The organism is Clostridium cellulovorans 743B (genome assembly GCF_000145275.1).
GTDB lineage: Bacteria > Bacillota > Clostridia > Clostridiales > Clostridiaceae > Clostridium_K > Clostridium_K cellulovorans.
The window spans coordinates 3,411,461-3,436,883 of the sequence record NC_014393.1; the positions used below are offsets into that span (position 1 = coordinate 3,411,461).

Consider the following 25,423-nt stretch of genomic DNA (forward strand, 5'->3'; position numbering starts at 1 on the left):
TAATCATATTCATACTCACTACATACCATTAGTGATCCCATTAAAACATAACTAACTCACAAAAACTATATGCAAGTGTTCTTTTCTATTATTATAGGATTATTTTTAGCACCCTCAATATCCTTTGTTTTTGTAATATCACAGTACTTATCAGCTATCGCACACTGAATTCTTACACCTTCTCCTATATGACTTTTAGTCATTAAAATTGAATCTTTTACCACTGCACCCTTATCAACCTTAACCCCTCTAAATACTATACTATTTTCTACGATTCCTTCAATGATAGCTCCATTAGATATATAAGAATTCTTTACTCTTGCTTCTCTTCCATATCTTGTAGGTGGATTATCTGCTGTTCTAGTATGTATAGGCAGTTCTCTTTTAAACAACTCTGACGCTACCTTATCTTCTAAAAGTTCCAAGTTCCCTTTAAAATATGCTGACACTGAGTTTACGCATTGTACATATCCATCATAGCAGAAGCCTTTAATTTTATATGTTTCATTAAGTACAGAAATTATATTATTCAAAGAATATAGTACACCCATATCTCTAGAGTTTTTAATTAAATCAATGAAGAATTCCCTTTCCATTACATAGGCATCAAGAGATATATTTACATTATTGTCTCCACCAACATTCTTTTTCATTCCAAGTAAATTTCCATCGCCATCTAAATCTAAGATTTCGCAATTTAAAAATTCTTCTCTTCCATTAGTAATAGATTTGTATAAAATAGTTACATCATTACCTTCTTTAATATGTTTATCCACAAAACTTTGGAAGTCAAAAGAATATACCATATGACTTGACGTAATAATAACATATTTTTGAGTACTATATTCTAAGTACTGCAAATTTTTTCTAAAACTCTCCATTTGTTCATTGTGAATGATATTTCCTTGATTATGACTTGGATAAAATACAAAAAGACCATCTTTCTTTCTATTTAATCCCCATGGTTCACCAATTCCTAAATGATTCATCAATGAAGGTGTATTGTTGCTCGCAAAGACCCCAACATTTACAATCCCGCTATTAACCATGTTTGATAGTTGAAAATCTATTAATCTGTATCTTCCACCATAAGGCACAGCTCCAAGAGTTCTATTGCTTATAAGTGCCTTCATTCCTTCTTCTTCTTCATACAAATTGATTATTCCCATAGTATTATTCATATATTTCTTCCTCCACTGCAATCTCCTTAGGGCAAATGTAATCGTTTTTAGAATTCACTTCAACATAACTTGAATTTAAAGATAAAAGTTCTACTTCGTCCCCGTACCTATTTACAATTCTATATTCATCTATAATATAATCACTATCAACTATAACTTTATTAACATAAGCCCCTTCTTTAACTACTACATTAGGCATTAACACCGAATCTTTAACGTACGCACCTTTAGCAATCTTTACACCTGGAAATATTACTGAATTATCAACAGTACCATATATTCGGCAACCTTGAGTAACCATTGAATTAATAATAACTGCTTCATCTCCTATATAATGAGGTTCTCTCTCAATATTATCTGAATATATACGCCAGTTTCTTTCATAAAGATCTAATGGACACTCCTCATCTAATAAGTCCATATTTGCTTCCCATAAGCTTTGTATAGTGCCTACATCCTTCCAATATCCTTTGAAGTTATATGCAACTAGTTTCTTTTCTTCTCTTAATAACTTAGGAATTATATCCTTTCCAAAATCCCTAGTAGAAGTCACATCTAAAATATCTTCTTCTAAGGCTTTCTTTAAAACTTTCCAGTTAAAAATATATATCCCCATAGAAGCAAGATTGCTTTTCGGTTCTTTAGGTTTCTCCTCAAAATCTATAATATTTCCAAACTCATCGGCATTCATGATTCCGAACCTAGAAGCTTCTTCTATAGGTACTTCTATAACTGTTATAGTCGCATCTGCATTTTTTTGCTTATGATATTCTAATACCTTTGAATAATTCATCTTGTAAATATGATCACCAGACAATACCAGTAAATATTCTGGATCACTTTCATCAATAAAATCCCTGTTTTGATAGATTGCATCAGCTGTTCCTCGATACCAATTTCTGCCTTCTTCTGTTTCCCTTGGTGGCAATACTGTCATTCCAGACTTACTGTTATTGAATCCCCAATTACTCCCTATTCCAATGTATCTATTTAAAGTAATTGATTCATATTGAGTTAACACAGCCACAGTGTTAATTTGTGAATTTGCACAGTTGCTTAAAGGGAAATCAATTATTCTATATTTACCTCCAAAGTGCACTGCAGGCTTTGCCTGTTTTTTTGTTAAGGCTTCTAATCGCGAGCCCTTCCCGCCAGCTAATATTACAGCTACTATTTCCTTCTCACTCATACAATCCTCCCTAATTAACATATATTGTAAAATTATATTACCATATATTTCCTACCATTTCAACGCAATTACTACTAAAAATAAAATTAATTATTTTTAACACATATTGATTGATTTCTAGCTATATATATTTTATTTAGGGAGAATTTATACTTTGTTTTTGTGATTATAAATACTTATCATTATATTAATTAAAGAATACATTTCGGTGATTAATATCTTTTCTAAGAGAGTACAATACTACTTTTTATAATTAAACTTTTAAAGGTTCAAATATTTATTTAAGAAAATCCTTAGTAGTTTTTAAAGATTTTATATAGCCATTGCTAAATTAAAATATCAAAAAAGTAAAAGACCAAATCTATACGATTTGGTCTTGGTGCGCCATCAGGGGCTCGAACCCTGGGCCCTCTGATTAAGAGTCAGATGCTCTTCCAACTGAGCTAATGGCACATAATTTGCTTAAAAATATATATTATAGGTTTCAATTTATTGAGACTTTTTATAAGTCTCAATAAATATGCAATCTGGTGCGCCATCAGGGGCTCGAACCCTGGGCCCTCTGATTAAGAGTCAGATGCTCTTCCAACTGAGCTAATGGCACATAATTTGCTTAAAAAATATATCATAGATTTCAAGTTTATTGAGACTTTTTATAAGTCTCAATAAACTGTGATCTGGTGCGCCATCAGGGGCTCGAACCCTGGGCCCTCTGATTAAGAGTCAGATGCTCTTCCAACTGAGCTAATGGCACATGCTTTTGACCACGAAGTATATTATACAACCTATCTATGTAAATGTAAAGATATCATATTCTATTATATTATGTATTATTTCGTGGTTTTTGCAGTTTATTCTCTATTTTCTTCATATATTTAGCCATAACTTCTATTTTCTTTTATTTCAATGCATATTGTAGCTTTTTATCAGATTTTTGCCTCATAATCATCTCCTTATGGAAAATTTGCCCACCATTTTAATACTATTTCTCGCTAATAATTGAATTTTTTTGTCTACTATTTTTCTTTTATTAAATAACTTATATTACAAATCAGTAATAATTTACAAATTAAAATTCCCCAAAAAGCCGGCAATACGCATGTATTACCAGCCTTTCACTTTCTTATTTATAGCTTATTTCTGCAAAAGCATTGTGTGCATGTATTGATTCTTCATGTACACTCTTAACATTAAAGCTCACAACATTATCTACTTCACAAAGACCATCAGCAACAATCCTAACTATATCTTCAACAAACCTTGGATTATCATAAGATTTTTCTGTGACATATTTTTCATCTTCTCTCTTCAAAATAGGATATAAATCACAGCTTCCAGCTTGCTCAATTATATTTATAAATTCCTCTATTTCAATATTTTCTGATAACTCTGCTCTAACAGTTACATATCCTCTTTGATTATGCGCTGAACTAATGCTTATTGCTTTAGAACAAGGGCATAATGTAGTTATAGGAACCTCAACTGTTAAAAAGTAAGAATATTTATCTTCCTTTAATTCACCTTCAAAATTGCACTTATAATTCATTAATCCGCTAAATCCTGATACAGGTGCTTTTTTATAGAGAAAATAATCAAAGCATACAGAAATATAACTATCTTCACCTTCAACTTTATTCTTTATCTCATTTAAAAAATATAGTAAATCTTCTCTATAATTTTTGAAGACAAAGTTTTCTTCATATAATTCCGTAAGAACAATAGGAAGTCTGCTCATATTAACTCCTCTTAGTTCTTGGGCAAGAGATACACTAAGAGAGAAGTTTCCAACAGTGTTTTGGATTTCATTATTCTTTCCTTGAATCCTTATTGGATGAATTAAATTATTTATTCCAACTTTATCTATTTTCTTTCCGTAATTTCCTCTAGTGTTTTGTATATCGATCATTTATTCACGTCCTTATTTAAGTTGATTATTATTATTTTATCACGTTTCTCAAAAAAACTCACTTATCTTCCATAACATTAATAACATTAATAGCGATATCACGGACAAAATATATATAAAGAATTTCTGGAGGTGAAAAAATGAAAATACATGATGACACAATGAAACAAGAAGGTAGAATTGATGAAGTTATTAATATTGTTGAAAAGCATACAAGAACTGCTCGTCACCTAGAAAACTATAGTGATATAATTGCTCCTGAAGAAATGGCTCATACAAAGGAAATTCAGAAAAAAAGAGAAGATGATATAAGAGCTATTAAGAATAAAATTGTCTATGGTACTGGTGAATCTATAGATGAGATGAGTAATATCCGCGAAAACTTGAAGTTTAGTGAAGGATATCTTAACAATAACTTTGATACTATGAATCCAGAGGATAGAGAAAACTTAGAAACCCATATAAAAAATAGAAAAGAAAAACTTAATATGAGATAATAATTTCCCATATCAGTTTTAGGATAAAAATTTCTAAAACCGATATGGGATTTCTTCATTTTTAACAAAATATTGTAGGCAATTCTATATTTTGTTATACTTAATTTGACATATTCTGTAGCCCTTCTGCTACATATATGATTTATATTAAATTAAGGAGAAGGAAAAAATGAAAAAGCACAAAGTAAAATGCCTTATTACATCAACTATGGTCTTTGCAAGCTTATTTAGTAGTACTGTGATTACAAAAGCTGAAGTAACTTCAAATACATCTCAGCAAAATGCTACTACAACTACTAATCAATTAACCTTAAATGACATGCCTTCCAACTTGAAATCATCTATTGAATGGGTTTGGAATAACAGAATCCTAAAGGAAGGCTCGACAAAACGTAAAAACTTAATTTTTGATCAGATTTATGCAGGAAAAGGAACACTAAATTATATTGTACGTTGGCAATCAAATAAGAGTGTTACTCTTCAGCAGCGTAAAGATATGGCTACAATGATTAGTCGACAAATAAATAATTGGACAAAATCTCTTAAAGGTTATGATGGTTGGCCATATGGTGATATTACCGTTAAAATCGTTGGGTGGGCATGTGCTGATCCGTCACTAATACTTAATAAACAGTCTGATGAAATCGTCTACACCAGTTATATAACTGATGATTTAAGTACTACAGATTCAAGCATTCCCACAAAATTACCAATAGCACCTAGTTCTATTTCTAGGTTTGACCATTTTCAAGATTCAAATTATTCTTATCCTGGTGGCTTAGACAAACGTTTTGATATGTATTTATGGGGAACTAGTAATTTACGTGGCGGTGCTGGTGGAGATTGGGGACAACGCGTCTCTGATGAATATATACTAAGTAGCTTAGCTTCAAATGAAGCTCATATTATTGAACACGAAATAGGACATGCTTTTTCAATAACTGATTTCTATGAAGATGCCGATCGTCCACCTGGTGGTTTCCCTACTAACACAATTATGTGGGCTGGTGATTCGATGACAATAACTGAATGGGATTCATGGATGTTGCGTTATGTATGGAGCCAGATAAAAAAAGATACTTCTCGCTTTCCAGCAACTATTCCAGTAGAAACTACATATAAATTAGGTGATGTGAACAAAGATGGAAAAATCACCGCTTTAGATTTGGCATTTATGAAAAAACTCATATTAAATGGTACCAATGAAGCAGATTTGACTCTATATGATATGAACAAAGATGGCAAATTCAATGCTTTAGATTTGGCAACTCTAAAAAGATTACTTCTTAGTTAGTAAATTACACTAAAAAAATAAAGTTAGTATAAAAGGGACTACATTTAAAGCAGTCCCTTTTAGTTTCATTATTTTATTTCTTTCAATCTCCACATATAGCTTTGGAAGTCACCTTTTAACTCTGGAATAACAAGTCCAGTATTCATTAATTCATCTCCACCATAAACTTCATCAGTTCCAATTAATAAGTAATCTTTATTTGGATCTAATCCTTTAAGTTTTAGCACACTAAGTTTCTTATGACTTGAAGAAAGAACCTTAAAGAAACTTGCAGCAACATCACTCTTATCTTCTGCTACAAACATCCATGCAGTTTCATTTCCTTCGAATGGGCTAAGTAATCTATAAAAATCTCCAAACTGCACTAGAGTTCGTATTTCCTTATATGTTATTATTTGTTGTCTCACAGTTTCTTTTTCTTCATCTGACATCTTTGTAACATCCAACTCATACCCAAAGGTGCCACTCATTGCAACATTCCCTCTTGTTTCTAATGGAGTTATTCTATTCACCTGATGATTTGGTACTGCTGACACATGAGCTCCCATAGTAATACTTGGATATACTATACTTGTTCCATATTGAATCTTTAATCTTTCAACTGCATCAGTGTCGTCACTAGCCCAAGTCTGAGGCATATAGTAAAGCATTGCCGGATCAAATCTTCCACCACCACTTGCACAACTTTCGAAAAGTATTTCTGGAAACCTAGTTGTTATAGCTTCTAATACACTATAAAACCCTAACATATATCTATGAGCTGTTTCTCTTTGTCTTTCAGCTGGCAATGTCGCTGACCCTACTTCAGTCATATATCTGTTATTATCCCACTTAACATAGGAAATAGGAACTGAATCTAAAATATCTGATACCATTTTAACTATAGCATCACATACGTCTTTTCTTGATAAGTCTAAAACTAACTGTGTTCTAGCTAAAGTTTTCTCTCTATTTTCAACATGTATGCACCAATCTGGATGCTTTCTATATAAATCACTATCTGGAGAAACCATCTCAGGTTCAAACCATAGCCCGAATTTTATTCCTTGTTCATTGATATACTTTGCTAAATTATCAAGTCCATTAGGTAATTTATTTTTATCAACAAACCAATCACCAAGTGAAGTAGTATCGTCATTTCTTTTTCCAAACCATCCATCATCTAATACAAAAAGTTCAACACCAAGTTCCTTAGCTTCTGTAGCGATTTTCTTAATTATTTCTTCATTAAAATTAAAGTAAGTCCCTTCCCAATTATTAATAAGAACTGGTCTTTCTTTATCTCTATGAACTCCTCTACACATTCTATTTCTATATAACTTATGAAAAGTTCTAGACATCTTTCCTAAGCCTTCATCTGAGTAAACAAGTACTGCTTCTGGAGCTTGGAAACTTTCCCCTTCCTTAAGAAGCCAAGTAAAATCAAATGGATTTATGCCAATTTGAACTCTTGTTAAATCAAATTGTTCTAACTCAACATTTGCTAAAAAGTTTCCACTATATACTAAATTAAATCCATAAACATCACCATGATCTTCATCAGCATCACCTTTCATAAGAGCAATAAACGGATTCTGTTGATGGCTACTTACACCTCTTCTACTTTCTATAGATTGAATTCCCATTACCACAGGTCTTTTAACAACATGTCGTTCTCTACTCCAAGATCCTGACAACTGAAGCATTTGAAAGTCCTTGCATCCTAAATCTACATTAGCACTTAATGCTCTTAATATTTTTAATTCTTCTTTCCCTTCATTAATAAGCTGAGCTGACCTTGTTATAACATCATAATCCTTAAATGCAGTATATGTTAACACAACTTTAAGCCCACTAACACTATCCCTTAGTACAACTTCAAGGGAATCTGCTTCCTCATCTTTTTCTACGTAAACTGCTGGTAGTCCTTGAAGCTTTTTCTTACCAGAAAATATATTATGACTCTCATATCTTAAATCTGAAATAGTTGAACCATTTTCTAGCTGAACTTGATATGCAGGTGAACGAAAATCTTGATTACCATAAGCAGGATACTCTGCTGGCATATAGTCTAATGAAAAATTATTTATTACACCTTCTTCAAGAGCTTTACTATTCTGCTCTCCATAAAATCTTGATATGTATTTTAAATTTAAACTTCTAACCTTTTTGCCCCAATAAACATGTTGCAAATAACCCTTTTCTGTTATCTGAATGATATAGCTAGTATCTTTAGCATCTAATTTAAATATGTTGCCCTTTTCTTGAAATATAATACCCATAACTTTCTCCTTAATAATTATCACATTTTCATTATTTTTTCAAACATTTGCACCAATATAATGATATAATTATTACAGAATTGTGTCAATAATTTTACTAAACATAAATTTTTTTTACTTAATAATATAATAAGACCAATAAGATCTGTTCTGTAAAACTTATCTTATTGGTCTTAATCAATATATTATATCCTTACGTATGCAAGTATCATTATAACAAATTTCGAACAATTAATTCAATACTTTTATCGAATTTTTATAAACTTTTTTAATTGTACTCGTTTTCTCAACTTTATATCTAATAATTTACTCTATATAGCATATACACATCAATTATTCTCATCTGTAAGGCATTTACCAAAACAAACTTATAACCTTACAAATATAAAGAAAATTTATATGATTCCAGCTACAATTTGGGCTAGAGTAGATAGATAGTTTAGTTCTTCAAATCCAAATTCTTTTTCTTTCATCGGTACTGTTAGGTATAAAACACCTATAACTTGAGCTTGCCTAATCAACGGACATACAGCTATTGAGTTCCAATTTGGAATATCTGATGAGGCGTTAAGTTCGGTATAGTTTTCCCAATCCACCATTGTCAAAGCTTTGCCATTATCAATTACGCTATTTATAACTGAGTAATTAAAATTTCTTGTAGTTATAAATCCACTTTCTAATCTCTTTCTACTATATATTTCATTGCTGTTTAAGTCCTTCTTAACTATCAATGTACCTTCTTCACTATTAGTCATCCCTATAATCTTGCCAAGAATATCATATATTTTATCTCTAAGAAGCTTGTCATCCTTTATTAACTCAGAAATTTCTATCATAGTAGATACTCTTTTAAAGTTAGCTTGTGCATCGGAAGTAATTATTCCTGTAAGTTTATTAGTTACATTAGCATGTTTTGATAAAGCTGCTTCCCATAAAAAGCTCTTATTCCTTCCAGTCTCCTTTGCCATGTAAAGAGCTTGATCTGCACGCTTTACTAACTTAGATATATCACTTCCATGTATTGGATAAGATGAAATACCTAAGCTTATAGTTACATCCCTTCTATCCCCAAGTATTTTTGCTTCTTCAACCTTAATCCTAAGTCTTTCAGCAATTTCTAAAGCTTCATTTGTCGAAGTATTTGGCAAGAGCACTATAAACTCTTCTCCTCCATACCTACCACAAATATCATGTTTTCTTATACTACTAAGAATCACCTTACAGATACTAGAAAGCACTAAATCACCTGTTTGATGTCCAAAGGTATCATTAATATCTTTAAATTTATCAACATCAAAAATAATAAGTGAGAATTCTTCATCATTATTTTTAGAATGTTCAAGTTGTTGAATCATATAACTTTCTAGTGCTTTTCTAGTGTATGCCTTTGTAAGTTTATCTATAGATGCAATCATAGCTAATTGATGTTTTTCAATAATAAATGTAACTAAAGGTATAATATCTAAAGCACGTTCTAGAGATTCACTATCAAACTTATTTATAAGCTTATTAGAAACTAATAGTATATATCCGATTATCAAAGGCTCATTTTGTTTATTTCGTCTCTCTATGTCACTCTCGGTTTTATTAGCTTTTTTATCACTATATATAGGAATGCACATTACTGCCTTCGCACTATTAGGAAGAAGCCCTTCTCTGATTTTTAGATTTTCTACATCATTAACCGTAACTAATATAGGCTTTTCTTCTGCTCTTACCTTTTCTAAAATATAATTATGAAAACTATAAGATATTGACCCGTTGAAAGAAGCCATGACCTTATTATTTCCCTCGAGTTGCTCGCTTAAAATATAACCTTCAGAAGATAATGTCGTCCTAACAAGATACTTGATAATAATATCTAAACTTACTAAAGGATCACTATTAAGATTTTTTATAATTGCTTCAATATCAACAATAGTATTATGGTTTTCCTGATCAAAGTTTTTTTGAACTAAGGTGAAGAACTTTTCATTGTTAACTATTTCTCTAAAATTAGTAATTTTTATTAGTTTTTCAATATCTTCTTCACTTTTAATCTCTTTAATATCCGATAACGGTTCGATATTAGCTTCTATTTCTAATAATATAGCAATTAAATTATTAAAGGGTTTCATTAATTTATTAAAGTTTATGAAGTCGCTTCTATATGAAACTGGTAAAGCCAAAATCATATCTTTAATCTTATCACAAGCTTCTAAATAATAATTTATAGCATTTATATAATCATTATCATTTTTAAGGCAATTTCCTATATCATTGTATACTTTCCATTCAATGTTCTTTGCATTTCCATTAAACCTCAAATTAACACAATTATTTAGATATTTTATTTTTTCTTTATTATCAGAAACTAATAAACTTTTGAAATAGTTGCTAACAATTCGTATATTTATTTTTTCACTATTAAGCAATGAGTCAAGATTAATTTCCGAAGAAAAATCATCTATCAATTGCCCCTTTCCATAAATATCCAGAAAAGTTCTAGCTTCATAACATTTTACAAGCTTAAACTCATCACTAATTACCTCACTCAACATATCTCTTAATTCTTCTATGTACTTCTCAATGTTTTGTTCTGTATGGTCTTCATGTATTTCAATCCTACTTAAATAAAGCCTACAATTTATACCTCTTAAATTTTTCTTATCGAAAAAGCTTTTGTAATTTAAATTAAAATACTTTTTAGCCCTTTGGATATTACCAGTGAAAAAACTATTGTAGGCAATAGCCCAATAATAATCAAGGGTACTATTTCCCTGGTATGGGTACTTAGTCAAAAATTGTTTTATTAGTTGATAGTAATAGTATGCATTTTCAACATCTCCAGTAGATGTGTATAATTCAGTTAATGATAGGTATCCACTATAAATGTAAGTAGTATAATTACAAAATTCCGCCTTTTCTATTGCCATTTTTAAATAATATTCTGCTTCTTTATATAGATACTCATTATAATAAGTAATTCCAATGTTTAAGTAGCTTAGAATCTCTATATCTTGAAGATTATATTTTTCGCTGAGTTTTTTTATCTCCATTAAATTGTCTAGTGCTATTATATTATCTTGGAAAATATCTTGGTGAACAACAGCAATATTATTTAGAGCAAATATTTGTCCCTTTGGATTATCATCAACTTTGGCATAATCATAGCTTATCTTATAACATTCAATAGCTTTTTGTCCATCACCAGTAAGATAATGATAACTACCTATATTTAAATAGAACCTAGCCTTTAATGCAATATTTTTCTCTTGGCAAAGATTTAACCCCTTTATAGATAGTTCTAAAGAAAGTTGATATTCCTCTTTAATAATTGCAATATAAGCTTCTAAAAGAAGAGTTTTTATATTTCCTTCTTGATAACTTATTCCTTTTAATATCGATTTAGCCATATCAACATGCTCTTCTAGCTTCTCAATATCAACATTAGCGTTATATAAGTCACCAATAAATAAAATCATATCAACTTCTCTTATTTTGTCCTTAAGAGTCCGTGCAATTTTCCTAGCTTTCTCATAATTACTTAAAGATGTTTGTATCTCTCCTTTTAAATTATATAAATAAGCAATTTGAGAATATAACTCCATTTTTTTTCTAGTGGTCTTTTTCTCAAGCTTTATAGCCTTATTCATAAAATCTATAGCTGAGTCATAAAGATATATTTCTTGGAACTTATTTGCGGTTTTTATACAATACTCTATTGCCTTTTCCTTCTCATTTGCCATTTCTAGATGATATATCAATTCCTCAAGACAATTATTTTCCCCGTTGAATACTTTTTCTTCGATAATAGTTGCTGCAAGCTTATGCTTTCTCTCTCTAATCCCCAATTCCATGCGATAATATATTATCTTCTTAAACATCTTATTAGAAAAATCAAACAAATAACCAAGATCACCTATTTTTTCAACCAGAATTCCTCTTGCAATCAAGTTCTCTATATGCTTGTATATGTGCATCTTAGTAGCATTCTCAACCTTTGATAATGTATTAATATCAACAGCACTATCAAATATACATAAGTTCTCTAGAAGTCCTTCTTCCTCCAAATTTAGTGATTGTATTTGAACTTCTATAGCTTGTTTAACATTAGGTGGTATCGGAATTTCATTTACGTCACTATACTTGTTATACCACTGTCCTGTAGCCTCATTTATATATATAGTTTTGTTTAAAACTAAATTTCGTATTGCTTCCTTAATAAATAAAGGATTTCCTAATGTTTCCTTGTACATCTTTTGAGGAAATTTTATTGTATTCTCCGGTAAATACAACAGTTTCCTAACTAAATTAATAGTTTCCATCTCATTCAAAGGAGTTAATTTTATTTCATGATACTCTGGAGTTTTTTTCATCCTATCAACAAGGAATCTTAGATTTTCACACTCATTATCTTGGAGTTCACCATAAGAAAAAATACACAAGATATTTTCAGTATTTGAATTTACAACACTTAAAAATTCAATTACTTTTAGTATGAATCTGCTTAGGTACTGTATATTGTCAATAATTACTACCATAGGTTTAGTTTTTGCAAACTCACATATAAAGTTTGCTATTCTACTTATCAATTTATATTCTTCATGCTTGCTTGGCAATTTAAGTAATTCAAAATATTCTTCACTAAGAAGATTTCTGATGTCATCATAATACTTATATACCAAATTCTTCGGTGCTACACTAATCATATCCTCCATTATTCTAGGAAGCGCTTTATCATAATCACTTTTATTTGATAACTGAACAAAATAGGTTTCTGCATCCTCTAGAAGAAATTTATTATAAAGTTCTTGACACATTTTAGTTTTACCTATACCAACTTGTCCTGTTATTGTGAAAACATTGAACTTACTTTGCTTTTTTTTCATTTCCTCGAAGTGGGAGAAAATCTGTTTTAATTCATAATCTCTTCCGATAAATTCTGAATTATAAGTAAGTTTTTCTAAATCTTCTATATTAAATGCCTGTACTTTAGTATTTAAAGCTTTATTGAAATCCTTTATTATCTGAGTCACATGCTTATATCTTTTCTTCGGATTATCTTGTATCATTTTAGTAATAATTAATGAGATATCCTTATAGTTCTCAAAAGATTTTTCGTTAATCTCTTTTTTGAACATAGTAAAAAATAGCATACCAAGAGAAAAGATATCAGTACTTGCTGTATATTCCTTAGTTCTAAAAAGTTCTGGAGCGTTATATATGTCGTCCTTAACGCTTCTTTCCCAGAAATTATTCTTTTCAAGCTCTATGGTAGCTAAATCCTTTAATTTAAATTCGTTATTATCATCCTTAACGATATTTCTAGGGTGAATGCTTCCATAAATAAAACCTTTTAAATGCAATGTATTGATTACGGAACAAATTTTTAAAAACATTTCACATTTCTCAGCAGTTTTTAATTGTTGAATTTCTTTTTCAAAATCCATATCAAGATCGTAAACAGCTGTTATGTATCCAAACATTTTATTGCTTAATCGTTTACCATCAATATTATATATTACTACAGTATTTTCAAATTCTATAGTCCCATCAATATTTAGTTCAAAAATATATTGTCCTACATGATTTAAATGCTCAATATCATTTTTATAACTTTTGTTCTCCTTTAATATGTGAAGATAGGCTTGTTTTTTGCAAAGATTATTATCCATTATTCGGAACACTTCAATATCAGTATTCTCATAAAGCTTTTCTTCAAGCTTATAATTGTCATTTATAAGTTCCATTGCCATTCCCCCAGCGACTATATATCAATATTTATATTATAGCATAATTTACTTTTTTTATGTAGGATAATGATTTTTAACATCTAATATAAATTCTTGTATATAAATAAAATTACATAAAAAAGAAAAGACTTAGAAAACTCTAGTAATTCTAAGTCTAATCCAATATATTTCTATCTTTTTTTTATTACTCCTACAGCATTACCTAAAATCCTTACATCCTTACTATGAACCATCATTGGTGGATAATTTTGGTTTTCAGATATTAAAGTTACACTATTACCTTTTATTTTAATCCTTTTAAGAGTAGCTTCTTCCCCTATAGCAACAGCAGCTATCTGCATATTATCTACCTGGGCACTTCTTTCGATAATTACATAATCTTCATTATTAAGATTTGCATTTATCATACTATCACCGCTAACTTTTAACATAAAAAATTCTTTATTATTCTTTAGAAAAGCCTTAGGTAAGAAAAATCCATCACTTTCCTCTTCATTTATTAATATTGGACTACCTGCTGCTATATTATTAAACACTGGTATCCTTTTAAGCTCTGACTCTTCTACATCAACATATGAATCTTCAGATTTTATTGATAAATTCTTAGATAAAGTAATATCCTTTATAAGTTCTATTCTTTTATCTCTTGTAAAATCTAAGAAAGTATAATGTTCAAGTCCTTTATCACTATATTGTCTATCATCAATTTTAAATAACTTAGGGCTTACCTCATCTAAAAATATAGAAGGCTTTCCTGAACTAGTGATATATAGTTTCTCTTTAGTTGAAAGTATTTGATCATATAGAAATCTTCTATGTTCTTCTCTATTGTAGCTACTTTCATTTACTCCACAAATAATAGTAATTCTATTTTCTAGTCCACTATAAATATCATAAGTAGATATTCTTACAGCTTCTTTGTTTGATTCAAATTCTTTACCATCTAAAAAAACATATGGTATCTGATTACTATAAAAGAACATTTTTAACCTTTCCAAATAATGGTGTTCTTTAATTAATATAGTTATGTCCTTATACTTATTTTTTCTTGTTAATTCTTCTTTTATTAATCTAGCTATATATAGATATTCTTCCTTTTCCAAACTAAAATTCCTATGAATCGGATATTCTCCTATACCACTTACTAAGGATGACTTAAGTAAAGTATTTCTACTTTTCCCCTTTTCCATTAAGCTTTCTGCAAAATCGCATATACTTTTATTAGTTCTATAACTATCTTTTAACAGAATGGTTTTCCCTTGCAAATCAATAGCCTTAAGAGTTCTACCTTTTCCCAAATAAGAGTATGGTAGTACTGCTTTTCGATTTCGTGATGTAAGCGTTACTGTTGAATGTTGCTTTTCACTAGCTAAAACCTTTATCAATTCTAGTTCTGATCTAGTAAACTTATCTATATCATCTATTATTATATGAGTAAATTTAATATTATTTTCTATAGCAAGACTAATAGCTAAATTTGTTTTAGCTTCTTTCTTAATATAGCCTTGGCTTTTAGTAATCTCATTAAACGCTTCGTTAATTCTATATATAACCTCTCTACCTAGCGAATTCTTCCTAAGAACAAATTTTTTAATATTCTCTGGATATGGAATGTTACGATATCTTTTTACATTCTGATAAACTTCTAAGGAAGATATTCCTTCTGAATTTATAAAATTAATTTCTTCTAAAATAAAATCTATATATTGATAGTCTTTTAAAAGTTTAGATTTCTTGAACTTAAGTTTTATTTCATCTATTGCTTTTTTCAAAAATCCTATTTCTTCTTCCTTGGTTTTAATAACCTTATATCCTGAGGAAAATACCTTTTTAATAATCAGATTTTTTAACCCTTCTAGCGTTAGTATTTCCTTCTCTATATTTAAAAGAGAGAAAAGTGTCAACTGTCCATTGCCAGAAATACCTTCATATATATATCTCGCATATCCTCTCAACAATCTGTTTCTAGTTATTAAAATTGCACTATCTTTATCTTCTTGACAATAGTTGTTAAGAAGGTAGGATAATCTCAATATTGCTAATGTAGTTTTTCCTGTTCCAGATGGTCCTTTTATAATAGTCAACTTTACTGGCTTACTTGTTACAAATCTTTTCATTTTTATCCTCCTCCTTTTCATTGAAACATAACTGGAGCTATCCCATAAAAAATTATTACTAAATATATCTTGTTTTTATTACTGATTAAATAGCTATATTTGTATCTTTCATCAATTAACATTAAGCTTCATATACATTACTTATACCTTATGATAATATCGTTAGTTTTTTAAGTTTATACCTCATACTATTATAATCTAGAAATAAAATATTATAAAGAATTCTTTATAATATAAATAATCTAAAATATATCTTTATCAGAAGTTAATTTCATTATTTGTTTTTCACAACTACAATTAGAAAATAAAAAATAGAGCCCCGTTGGTATTTATAAATCACGAGACTCCATTTTTTAAATTTGGATTTCTATAATACTACAATCATTTTCTTATACTTCTTTAAACTAAACCAAGTTGTTGTTCCTTAGGGAAAGAAGTTATTATCCCCTTGATGTAATTCAATACTAATGTCTTATCTTCAGTATTTATTAATCCATCTCCATTTACATCTCCACCCCAAAGATAATCTTCAATAAGGAAGTTATAGCTTGGATCATTAATATACGTGCTTATTGCAAGTAAGTCCATAGCAGTAACTTTACCATCTGCATTTAAATCACCAATTACTGATTTAACTTTATAAAAGTTACTAGCAACAGAAGATACCTCTCCATCATTTCTTATTGCAATGGCCTTTACAATAACATTTCCAATTATATATATTGGTCCTTTATAATCATCAGAAGTTACCGTAGGGATTGAACCGTAAGTTGTATATTTTATACTTGTATAAGGTTCTAAAGAAGTCATAGTAAGTTTTTTACCTTCTCTATAGCTACCATCACTAAGTGTAAATACTGGTGCTTGTAATATTTCCCCTATCTTATAATCTACAAAATTAACATATGAATTCTCCATGCCAGGTTTTACCGCAATAGTTCTAATTTTTGTATCAGCTGATATAGTTATAGGTTCTTTGTACTCGTTTGAATTAATAGTTGGTGTAGAGCCGTCAGTTGTATATCTGATTGTAGCACCACTTGTAGAACATTTAATCTTTATAGTTTGTTCAGTATCATATTTACCACTTAACAGACTAAAATAAGGTAAACCAACTTTTTCTACATTGTTTGATGTTACTTGAACTGCAGGATCATACTGTAATATATTATTAGACTTCTCAGCGAATGCATATATTTTTCCATTACATTCTTTTATATCTTTTATTGTTTCAATTGTTTGTTCTTCATATTGTTTTGTCCAAGAATTATCTTTCATATTATACTCATAAATTACTGGATTAAAAGTAGAATTATATATTGTAAAATTACTATACATTAAGCAAATTTTTTCATTGTTTGCAGCCATTTTAGTAGTCATTCCGATTGGAACTTCTTTCGGTATATCCTTTACTATAGTAGTTGTGTTATTCATTGGATCATATTCTTCAACAGTATATATATCACCAGATCCATTATTTCCCGTTATATGATATATTTTTCCATCCCCAACTGCAGTTGACGCATTTTGTCTATACATGAGGTTACTTGTTTTGGTTATCCAAGTATTTGATATTGGATCATATTCTAAAATCTCATTTGTGAGTGAAACTCTTCTTCTAGAAGTATTCTCTATAAAAGTGCACACTTTTCCACCAGTTACGTATATCTTTCCGTTACACGCTGAAACTGCTGCTCCAAGTCTATATTGAGGCATGGCCTGTTTTGTTTCCCAAGTCTTGCTTTGTATATCATAAACATCAAGAGAATTTATAGTATCCACTGTATAAATTGAATTAGTTTTAAAAACGTATATTTTTCCATTAATGCAAACCATTTTGGAAATACTAGAAAGTTCTGGCCAAGTTTGATCATATACACTCCATGAACTTGTATCAGTATCATACTGAACTAAGTCATGATTTACCATGTCATATGTATATATTTTATTTCCATAGCTTACAGTATTGCTTGAAAAATTATAATCCTCGTTATTAATACCTTTTTTATAAGCCCACTTAGTTGCTGGATTATTAATTGGGCTTAATTGATAGTTCATACTTAATGTTATTGAATTGCCATCTACTGTAGCTCCTTGAACCGCAAAAGTTTCAGATTTCGTTACTGGATCTATCAATTTAAAAGATATATTTTTACCACTCAATCCATCAACTTTTGTGTCTGTTATCTTCACATACCATTTCTTTTCCCCATTTGTAAAATTCGATAATCTAATAAGATTTGAATAATCTATTAATATCTTACCAGCTACTTCTGTTCCACTTAATCCATTAAATGTACATGATCCATTATCAGCATTTACTGTTTTAGGTTTGTATGTTACTGTTGGTTCTGTTTCATTTATATCAGAATAACCAATCTCATACTGTAATTGATTTCTTTCTTGATGCATAATATCAATAGCCGCAATTAGATATGGTGTATTTGTCGATTTCATTGTCATCCAAGTAAAGCTTCCAAAAACACTTTTTCTTTTATATTCTGACGTAGGTACATTTGGAAGTAATGAAACTGTATTTATTGCATCATAAGACACCCATACGAAACCACTCTTGGTGCTTTCACCATCTAATGGATCAAAATCAGTTCCCCAAGCTTTTCCCCATGAATTAGCTATCTTGAAAGCTCCCATTTCTTGTACATCTCTTACATTATCCCCGTTTATATCAACCCAAATATCATCATTATAGCCAACAACTGTAATGGCATGTCTAGGTTTGTCTGCGGTATCCTCACTTATACCTACAGCTGCTTGTCCAATATATTTATCATCATTAGTTGTAGTATTGTTATCTTTTACTGGCAAATATTTTAAATCAAATATATCAATATCAGTAGTTAAAACATATCCCTTACTTAAGGCTTCTTTTACTTTTGTTAATGTACTATCATTTACACTTTTTACTGGTGTATCTGTTCCATCATTTATAGAAAGAATTCCAAACTTATCAACCTTATTTGAAAAAGCATTTTTCCAAGTATTTTCATTTACTGACCACTCCCTATAACTCTGCTCCGCTCCACTTCCATCGTATGGAAATTCCTTGTTAGTTGGTACTCCTTGCTCCATAAAGCAATCCATTCCATAAGCGCCTCTATTTTGTCCACCATTTGCAAAATTATATGTCCATTTTGTGGAAAGAATATTGGATCCATCAGTACTATTTTTTACATCTAATCCTTTTGCCATGCCATTCATATAGGTAGCTTGGTAATAAGTTTGAGAAAATGTAGAACAAGATCCTAATGCCCCCTGATCACTAATAACAGGGAAAAATGGTAATTCAGAATTATCTACACTTCTTGGTAAAACTTCACCTTCATTAAGAATAAAAGCAGAATTTTCAGCAAAAACCTTTTGTACATTTGGGAAAACCATTGTTACTACCATAGCGCAAGTCAATATAGCTTTCACCATCTTTTTTGTTCTTTTCATTTATGTACCTGCATCTTTCTAGAAATAATTGTTCTTTACAATTTTTTTAATAATTCATGATATAATATAACATTTAATATAGCTTTATGTAAATAAATATAATAAAAAGTTAATTTTTACATACAAGGGGTTACATTAAATCATTTACTATATTTCATTTACCGGTAATAACAATCTAAATTACTGCAATATAAGAAATTTCTATTTTATATAAAAATACATATTGTAATTTATAACGAATAAATATAAAAATTTTAAAAAACTAATATTTTGATATAGTTATATAAATGGTACATAATTTAAAACAAAAAATACTTAATACCTTTAAAGATATTAAGTGTTTTTATAATCTATTAACTTGTTAAATCAACACAATTTACTTAGATAAATAAAGTTATTACTTTCTAGGTTAATATATTGTTTTTAATAACATTGGTTTAATACATTTTAAAGTTAGATTTTATGATAATTTCTTATATCTAGAGCTTTGAATATAATTAATTTTCACCCATCATGTCTTTATAAAGATTCTTAACAACTATCTCACAGTATTGTGCTAGATCCTTCTTATCCTCCTGTGAGAGTTCTTCTATGTATATAGGCTTACCAACCTTCATTTTTACCTTTGTACTTCTGAAACGCTTATTTTCTTCAAAAGCCTTATAGGTTCCTTCAATTGCTACAGGTACAATTGGTATGTGTGGAGTTTTGGTTGCAATCTTAAGACTTCCTTTTTTAAATTCTCCTATTTGTCCATCCTTACTCCTTGTTCCCTCTGGAAATAAAGTCATTGAATAACCTTCTTTTAAATATTCGCTAGCTTTATTTAAAGTCTTAATCGCCTCTCGTGGATTCTCTCTATCTAAAAAAACGCACTTTATTTGTTCCATCCAATAAGGAAAAATCGGTTTACCTAGCATTTCTTTTTTAGCAATAAACCCCATCGTTTTAGGCATCACAGCTATCATTTCGATAATATCATATATACCTTGATGATTTGCTATGAACAAACAATTTCCCTCTGGCAAGTTTTCTATCCCTTCTATATCAGTTGAAACCTTAAAGCTACTATTCATTATATATGTCCATTTTTTTACCCACTTGTTTATAAAGGCTTCTATAGTATCTTTAGATGCGGTCTTCTTTAAAAATTCTAACTTTATCCTAAGCAAATATGAAAAAATGAAAAATGAAATGACTCTTAAATAATTCATAAATAATACCTATCCTTCCTTCGGAAATATCTTCAGGTTCAATTATACTAATAGCCTCTATAAAAAGCAAGTTTAGAAAATGTTATGTATATTTTCTAAACTTATGTTCAATAATATTAGGTAGCGTTTATATACTTGAAAGGAGAATACAATCATTTTTAGGAAAGTATATTATAAGTTTTTAATATTATTCATTTCTTCTATTCTTCTCTTTATATTTTTAACAGGTTGCATAAAAGCAAACCCTGATAAAAATATCGTAATATTTTCTTTTATTGATGTTGATCAAGGAGATAGTATATTAATTAACTATAATGGCACATCAACACTTATTGATTCAGGCTCTGAGGAGTATTCCTCTAATGTAATAAACTATCTAAAAAAAGAAAAAATAAAGTCCATTGATAACCTTATCCTAACTCACCCTCATGAAGATCATTATGGTGGCATGGTTCCAATACTGATGAATTTTAAAGCTAAAAATTTTTATTGTCCCAGAATGGCTTCAAATACAGAAGGATTTAGTGATATTTTATATCAACTAAAAAAAGATCACAGTTCCTTAAAATTTCTTAAGGCTGGAGATACTTTTGTAATCAATCCTGATTTAAAGTTTTTTATTGTTTCTCCTAATAGAACTTGTTATGATGATGGCAATAATTATTCTTTAGTTATAAAAGTTGTATACAAAGATACATCTTTTTTATTAACTGGTGATGCAACGAAAACAAGTGAGGAAGAAATTTTAGCTAAAGGTTTTAATATTAATTCTGACGTTTTAAAAGTAGGTCACCATGGGAGTTCAACTTCAACTTCTGAAGAATTCTTATCTAAAGTGTCTCCTTCTCTGGCAATTATAAGTGTTGGTAAAAGAAATTCCTACGGTCATCCTAGTGTTTCAACAATAAATAGATTAGGTAAATTTAAAATCCCGTATCTCTCTACTTCAAAAGAGGGGAATATAATTCTAATAAGTAATGGAAATACAATATATAGAAAAACTTAAAAACACACTACTTAAGAACTTACAGTAGATTCTGCTTAATCCTATACTTACATAAGAAAATGAATAATGAGAAAAGAGTTAATTTAAAATGATTATAAAAATCACCTTAAATTAACTCTCTACATCTAATACTTCTGAAAAAATAAAAATGGCTCCGCGAAGAGGGCTCGAACCTCCAACCCTTCGGTTAACAGCCGAATGCTCTGCCATTGAGCTATCGCGGAACATTAAACCCAGCGACAACCTACTTTCCCACAAGACCTCTCCTGCAGTATCATCGGCCCTTAGTAGCTTAACCGTCGTGTTCGGAATGGGAACGGGTGTTACCTACCAGGCATAATCACTGGATACACTTTAAAATTTCTTTTAAAGTTCAGAGTGTTCTCTGAAAATTGCATAGATATTAAAAACTTTGTTTAGGTTAAGCCCTCGATCTATTAGTATGAGTCAGCTGAACATGTTACCATGCTTACACCCCTCACCTATCAACCTTGTGTTCTTCAAGGGATCTTACTAGCTTACGCTATGGGAAATCTAATCTTGAGGTGGGCTTCACGCTTAGATGCTTTCAGCGTTTATCCCTTCCCGACATAGCTACCCAGCCATGCTCCTGGCGGAACAACTGGTACACCAGAGGTCAGTCCATCCCGGTCCTCTCGTACTAAGGACAGCTCCTCTCAAATTTCCTACGCCCGCGACGGATAGGGACCGAACTGTCTCACGACGTTCTGAACCCAGCTCGCGTGCCGCTTTAATGGGCGAACAGCCCAACCCTTGGGACCTTCTCCAGCCCCAGGATGCGACGAGCCGACATCGAGGTGCCAAACCTCCCCGTCGATGTGGACTCTTGGGGGAGATCAGCCTGTTATCCCCGAGGTAGCTTTTATCCGTTGAGCGATGGCCCTCCCACGAGGAACCACCGGATCACTAAGCCCGACTTTCGTCCCTGCTCCACTTGTAGGTGTCGCAGTCAGGCTCCCTTCTGCCTTTGCACTCTTCGAACGATTTCCGACCGTTCTGAGGGAACCTTTGGGCGCCTCCGTTACTTTTTTGGAGGCGACCGCCCCAGTCAAACTGCCCATCTAACAATGTCCGGCACCCAGATTCATGGGTTTCCGTTAGAATCCCAATACTGTCAGGGTGGTATCCCAAGGTTGACTCCATAGAACCTGACGGCCCTATTTCCCAGTCTCCCACCTATCCTGTACAGACAATATCGAAACTCAATGCTAAACTACAGTAAAGCTCTACGGGGTCTTTCCGTCCAATCGCGGGTAGCAAGCATCTTCACTTGCACTACAATTTCGCCGGATTTACAGTTGAGACAGTGCCCAAATCATTACGCCATTCGTGCGGGTCGGAACTTACCCGACAAGGAATTTCGCTACCTTAGGACCGTTATAGTTACGGCCGCCGTTTACTGGGGCTTAAGTTCATGCCTTCGCTTGCGCTAAGCAATCCCCTTAACCTTCCAGCACCGGGCAGGCGTCAGCCCCTATACATCAGCTTTCGCTTTAGCAGAGACCTGTGTTTTTGCTAAACAGTTGCTTGGGCCTATTCTCTGCGGCCTAGCTTGCGCTAGGCACCCCTTCTCCCGAAGTTACGGGGTCAATTTGCCGAGTTCCTTAACTGTAATTCTTCCGCTGGTCTTAGGATTCTCTCCTCACCTACCTGTGTCGGTTTGCGGTACGGGTACTATTTTGCTCTCTAGAGACTTTTCTTGGCAGCGTGGAATCAGGTACTTCGCTACTAAATTTCGCTCCCCATCACACCTCAGAGTATTAGCACGCGGATTTGCCTACGTACACCCCTAAATGCTTAGACCAACATCCAATAGTTGGCACACCCTATCCTCCTGCGTCATCCCATCGATAATAACGCTAATAGTAGTATCGGAATATCAACCGATTGTCCATCACCTACGCCTTTCGGCCTCAGCTTAGGTCCCGACTAACCCTGGGCGGACGAGCCTTCCCCAGGAAACCTTAGGTTTTCGACCATTAAGATTCTCACTTAATTCTCGCTACTTATGCCAACATTCTCACTTCTGTACAGTCCACAACTCCTTCCGGTACTGCTTCTGCCCATACAGAAAGCTCCTCTACCACTCCTTACGGAGTCCATAGCTTCGGTGGTAAGTTTGAGCCCCGGACATCTTCGGCGCAGGATCTCTTGACTAGTGAGCTATTACGCACTCTTTAAATGAGTGGCTGCTTCTAAGCCAACATCCTAGTTGTCTTAGAAATCCCACATCCTTTTCCACTTAACTTACACTTGGGGACCTTAGCTGATGGTCTGGGCTTTTTCCCTTTTGACTACGGACCTTATCATTCGCAGTCTGACTGCCGGGGTAAAAGTATATGGCATTCGGAGTTTGATAGAGTTCGGTAACTGTTGTCAGCCCCTAGCTCATTCAGTGCTCTACCTCCATTACTCATTTTACCCGACGCTAGCCCTAAAGCTATTTCGAGGAGAACCAGCTATCTCCGAGTTCGATTGGAATTTCTCCGCTATCCACAGCTCATCCCATGGTTTTTCAACACCAATGTGGTTCGGTCCTCCACGAGGTTTTACCCTCGCTTCAACCTGGCCATGGATAGGTCACCCGGTTTCGGGTCTACGGCATGCAACTAGTCGCGCTGTTCACACTTGGTTTCCCTTCGGCTACGTACCTTAAGTACTTAACCTTGCTGCATACCGTAACTCGTTGGCTCGTTCTACAAAAAGCACGTCGTCACACTCATATGGTGCTTCGACCGGTTGTAGGCATACGGTTTCAGGTTCTATTTCACTCCCCTTCCGGGGTTCTTTTCACCTTTCCCTCACGGTACTTCTTCACTATCGGTCACTAGGTAGTATTTAGCCTTGGGAGGTGGTCCTCCCTGCTTCCCACAAGGTTTCACGTGTCTCGTGGTACTCTGGATATACTCTCGCTATCATTCGCTTTTTCCTACGGGGCTATTACCCTCTATGGCTTAGCTTTCCAGCTATCTTCGAATAACAAACTCTAGCTTTTATGAGTATTCCGCAACCCCAGAGATAAATCTCTGGTTTGGGCTCTTTCCCTTTCGCTCGCCGCTACTTAGGAAATCGAATTTCTTTCTCTTCCTCTGGGTACTTAGATGTTTCAGTTCCCCAGGTGTGGCTTCATGTAGCTATGTATTCACTACAGGATATACATCGTTTGATGCATAGGTTTCCCCATTCGGAAATCTCCGGATCACTGGCTATTTGCGCCTACCCGAAGCTTATCGCAGCTTATCGCGTCCTTCTTCGCCTCCTAGTGCCAAGGCATTCACCATACGCCCTTTGTAGCTTAACCTAAAAATTGCTATAACCTGCGCATTGCTTCGTCACTTTCGCCTCTGCGGTGCTCATTTACATAAGTAAACTCCGCTTCCTCGAGTCTTCAGTTCCTTGCACTGCTTGGTTCTATCAATTTTTTAATTTGGTCTAATTAACACATTATCGGTTAATCTTATCAAATTAAATTAGTCTTAATTATACAAAGTTTATATAAATAACTTTACTTGGTTTTTAATATCTTATGCAATTTTCAAAGAACAA

The 25,423-nt window shown here is 32.0% G+C and carries 11 protein-coding genes, 4 tRNA genes and 2 rRNA genes; 3 read left to right on the plus strand and 14 right to left on the minus strand.

Features of this window, described 5'->3' with window-relative positions; genetic code table 11:
• Positions 1-65: 65 nt before the first annotated feature.
• From glgD to folE2, 6 genes are all read right to left on the minus strand, one after another.
• Positions 66-1,181, minus strand: a complete 1,116-nt coding sequence (glgD, locus tag CLOCEL_RS13980) for a glucose-1-phosphate adenylyltransferase subunit GlgD (protein WP_010076685.1) — start codon at positions 1,179-1,181, stop codon at positions 66-68.
• The gene (locus CLOCEL_RS13985) at positions 1,174-2,370 is read right to left on the minus strand and encodes a glucose-1-phosphate adenylyltransferase (RefSeq protein ID WP_010076686.1); all 1,197 of its coding nucleotides are present in this window, start codon (positions 2,368-2,370) and stop codon (positions 1,174-1,176) included. The genes glgD and CLOCEL_RS13985 overlap by 8 nt, the downstream gene beginning before the upstream one ends.
• Positions 2,371-2,747: 377 nt before the next feature.
• Positions 2,748-2,823, minus strand: a tRNA-Lys gene (locus CLOCEL_RS13990).
• Between the two features lie 75 nt (positions 2,824-2,898).
• A tRNA-Lys gene (locus CLOCEL_RS13995) sits at positions 2,899-2,974 on the minus strand.
• A gap of 74 nt (positions 2,975-3,048) precedes the next feature.
• Positions 3,049-3,124 (minus strand) — tRNA-Lys (locus CLOCEL_RS14000).
• Positions 3,125-3,493: 369 nt separating this feature from the next.
• Positions 3,494-4,276 carry a GTP cyclohydrolase FolE2 gene (folE2, locus tag CLOCEL_RS14005; protein WP_010076687.1) on the minus strand — a complete coding sequence of 261 codons (783 nt, stop codon included), beginning with the start codon at positions 4,274-4,276 and terminating at the stop codon, positions 3,494-3,496.
• A 140-nt stretch (positions 4,277-4,416) separates the two neighbouring features.
• On the opposite strand from folE2, the gene CLOCEL_RS14010 reads away from it, so the two are divergent.
• Positions 4,417-4,773, plus strand: a complete 357-nt coding sequence (locus CLOCEL_RS14010) for a hypothetical protein (protein WP_010076688.1) — start codon at positions 4,417-4,419, stop codon at positions 4,771-4,773.
• 169 nt (positions 4,774-4,942) lie between these two features.
• Complete coding sequence (locus CLOCEL_RS14015; protein ID WP_010076689.1) at positions 4,943-6,067, plus strand: dockerin type I domain-containing protein; 1,125 nt, start codon at positions 4,943-4,945, stop codon at positions 6,065-6,067.
• Positions 6,068-6,135: 68 nt separating this feature from the next.
• Here CLOCEL_RS14015 and CLOCEL_RS14020 read toward each other — a convergent pair whose 3' ends face one another.
• The 5 genes from CLOCEL_RS14020 to CLOCEL_RS14040 all read right to left on the minus strand — a co-directional run bounded on the left by CLOCEL_RS14020 (position 6,136) and on the right by CLOCEL_RS14040 (position 20,850).
• Complete coding sequence (locus CLOCEL_RS14020; RefSeq protein ID WP_010076690.1) at positions 6,136-8,328, minus strand: alpha-galactosidase; 2,193 nt, start codon at positions 8,326-8,328, stop codon at positions 6,136-6,138.
• Between the two features lie 395 nt (positions 8,329-8,723).
• Positions 8,724-14,060 (minus strand): diguanylate cyclase, encoded by a 5,337-nt coding sequence (locus CLOCEL_RS14025; protein WP_013291796.1) that lies wholly within the window; start codon positions 14,058-14,060, stop codon positions 8,724-8,726.
• 173 nt (positions 14,061-14,233) lie between these two features.
• A complete protein-coding gene (locus tag CLOCEL_RS14030) occupies positions 14,234-16,180 on the minus strand; it encodes a S24 family peptidase (protein WP_010076693.1) in 1,947 nt (648 codons plus the stop codon).
• 399 nt (positions 16,181-16,579) lie between these two features.
• Positions 16,580-19,636 (minus strand): chitobiase/beta-hexosaminidase C-terminal domain-containing protein, encoded by a 3,057-nt coding sequence (locus CLOCEL_RS14035; RefSeq protein WP_010076694.1) that lies wholly within the window; start codon positions 19,634-19,636, stop codon positions 16,580-16,582.
• Between the two features lie 497 nt (positions 19,637-20,133).
• Positions 20,134-20,850 carry a lysophospholipid acyltransferase family protein gene (locus CLOCEL_RS14040; protein WP_010076695.1) on the minus strand — a complete coding sequence of 239 codons (717 nt, stop codon included), beginning with the start codon at positions 20,848-20,850 and terminating at the stop codon, positions 20,134-20,136.
• Positions 20,851-21,124: 274 nt separating this feature from the next.
• On the opposite strand from CLOCEL_RS14040, the gene CLOCEL_RS22370 reads away from it, so the two are divergent.
• Positions 21,125-21,856 (plus strand): ComEC/Rec2 family competence protein, encoded by a 732-nt coding sequence (locus CLOCEL_RS22370; protein ID WP_278184417.1) that lies wholly within the window; start codon positions 21,125-21,127, stop codon positions 21,854-21,856.
• A gap of 149 nt (positions 21,857-22,005) precedes the next feature.
• On the opposite strand, the gene CLOCEL_RS14050 is transcribed toward CLOCEL_RS22370, so the two are convergent.
• From CLOCEL_RS14050 to CLOCEL_RS14060, 3 genes are all read right to left on the minus strand, one after another.
• Positions 22,006-22,080, minus strand: a tRNA-Asn gene (locus CLOCEL_RS14050).
• Between the two features lie 7 nt (positions 22,081-22,087).
• Positions 22,088-22,204 (minus strand): 5S ribosomal RNA (rrf, locus tag CLOCEL_RS14055).
• A gap of 69 nt (positions 22,205-22,273) precedes the next feature.
• A 23S ribosomal RNA gene (locus CLOCEL_RS14060) occupies positions 22,274-25,178 on the minus strand.
• Positions 25,179-25,423 lie beyond the last annotated feature (245 nt).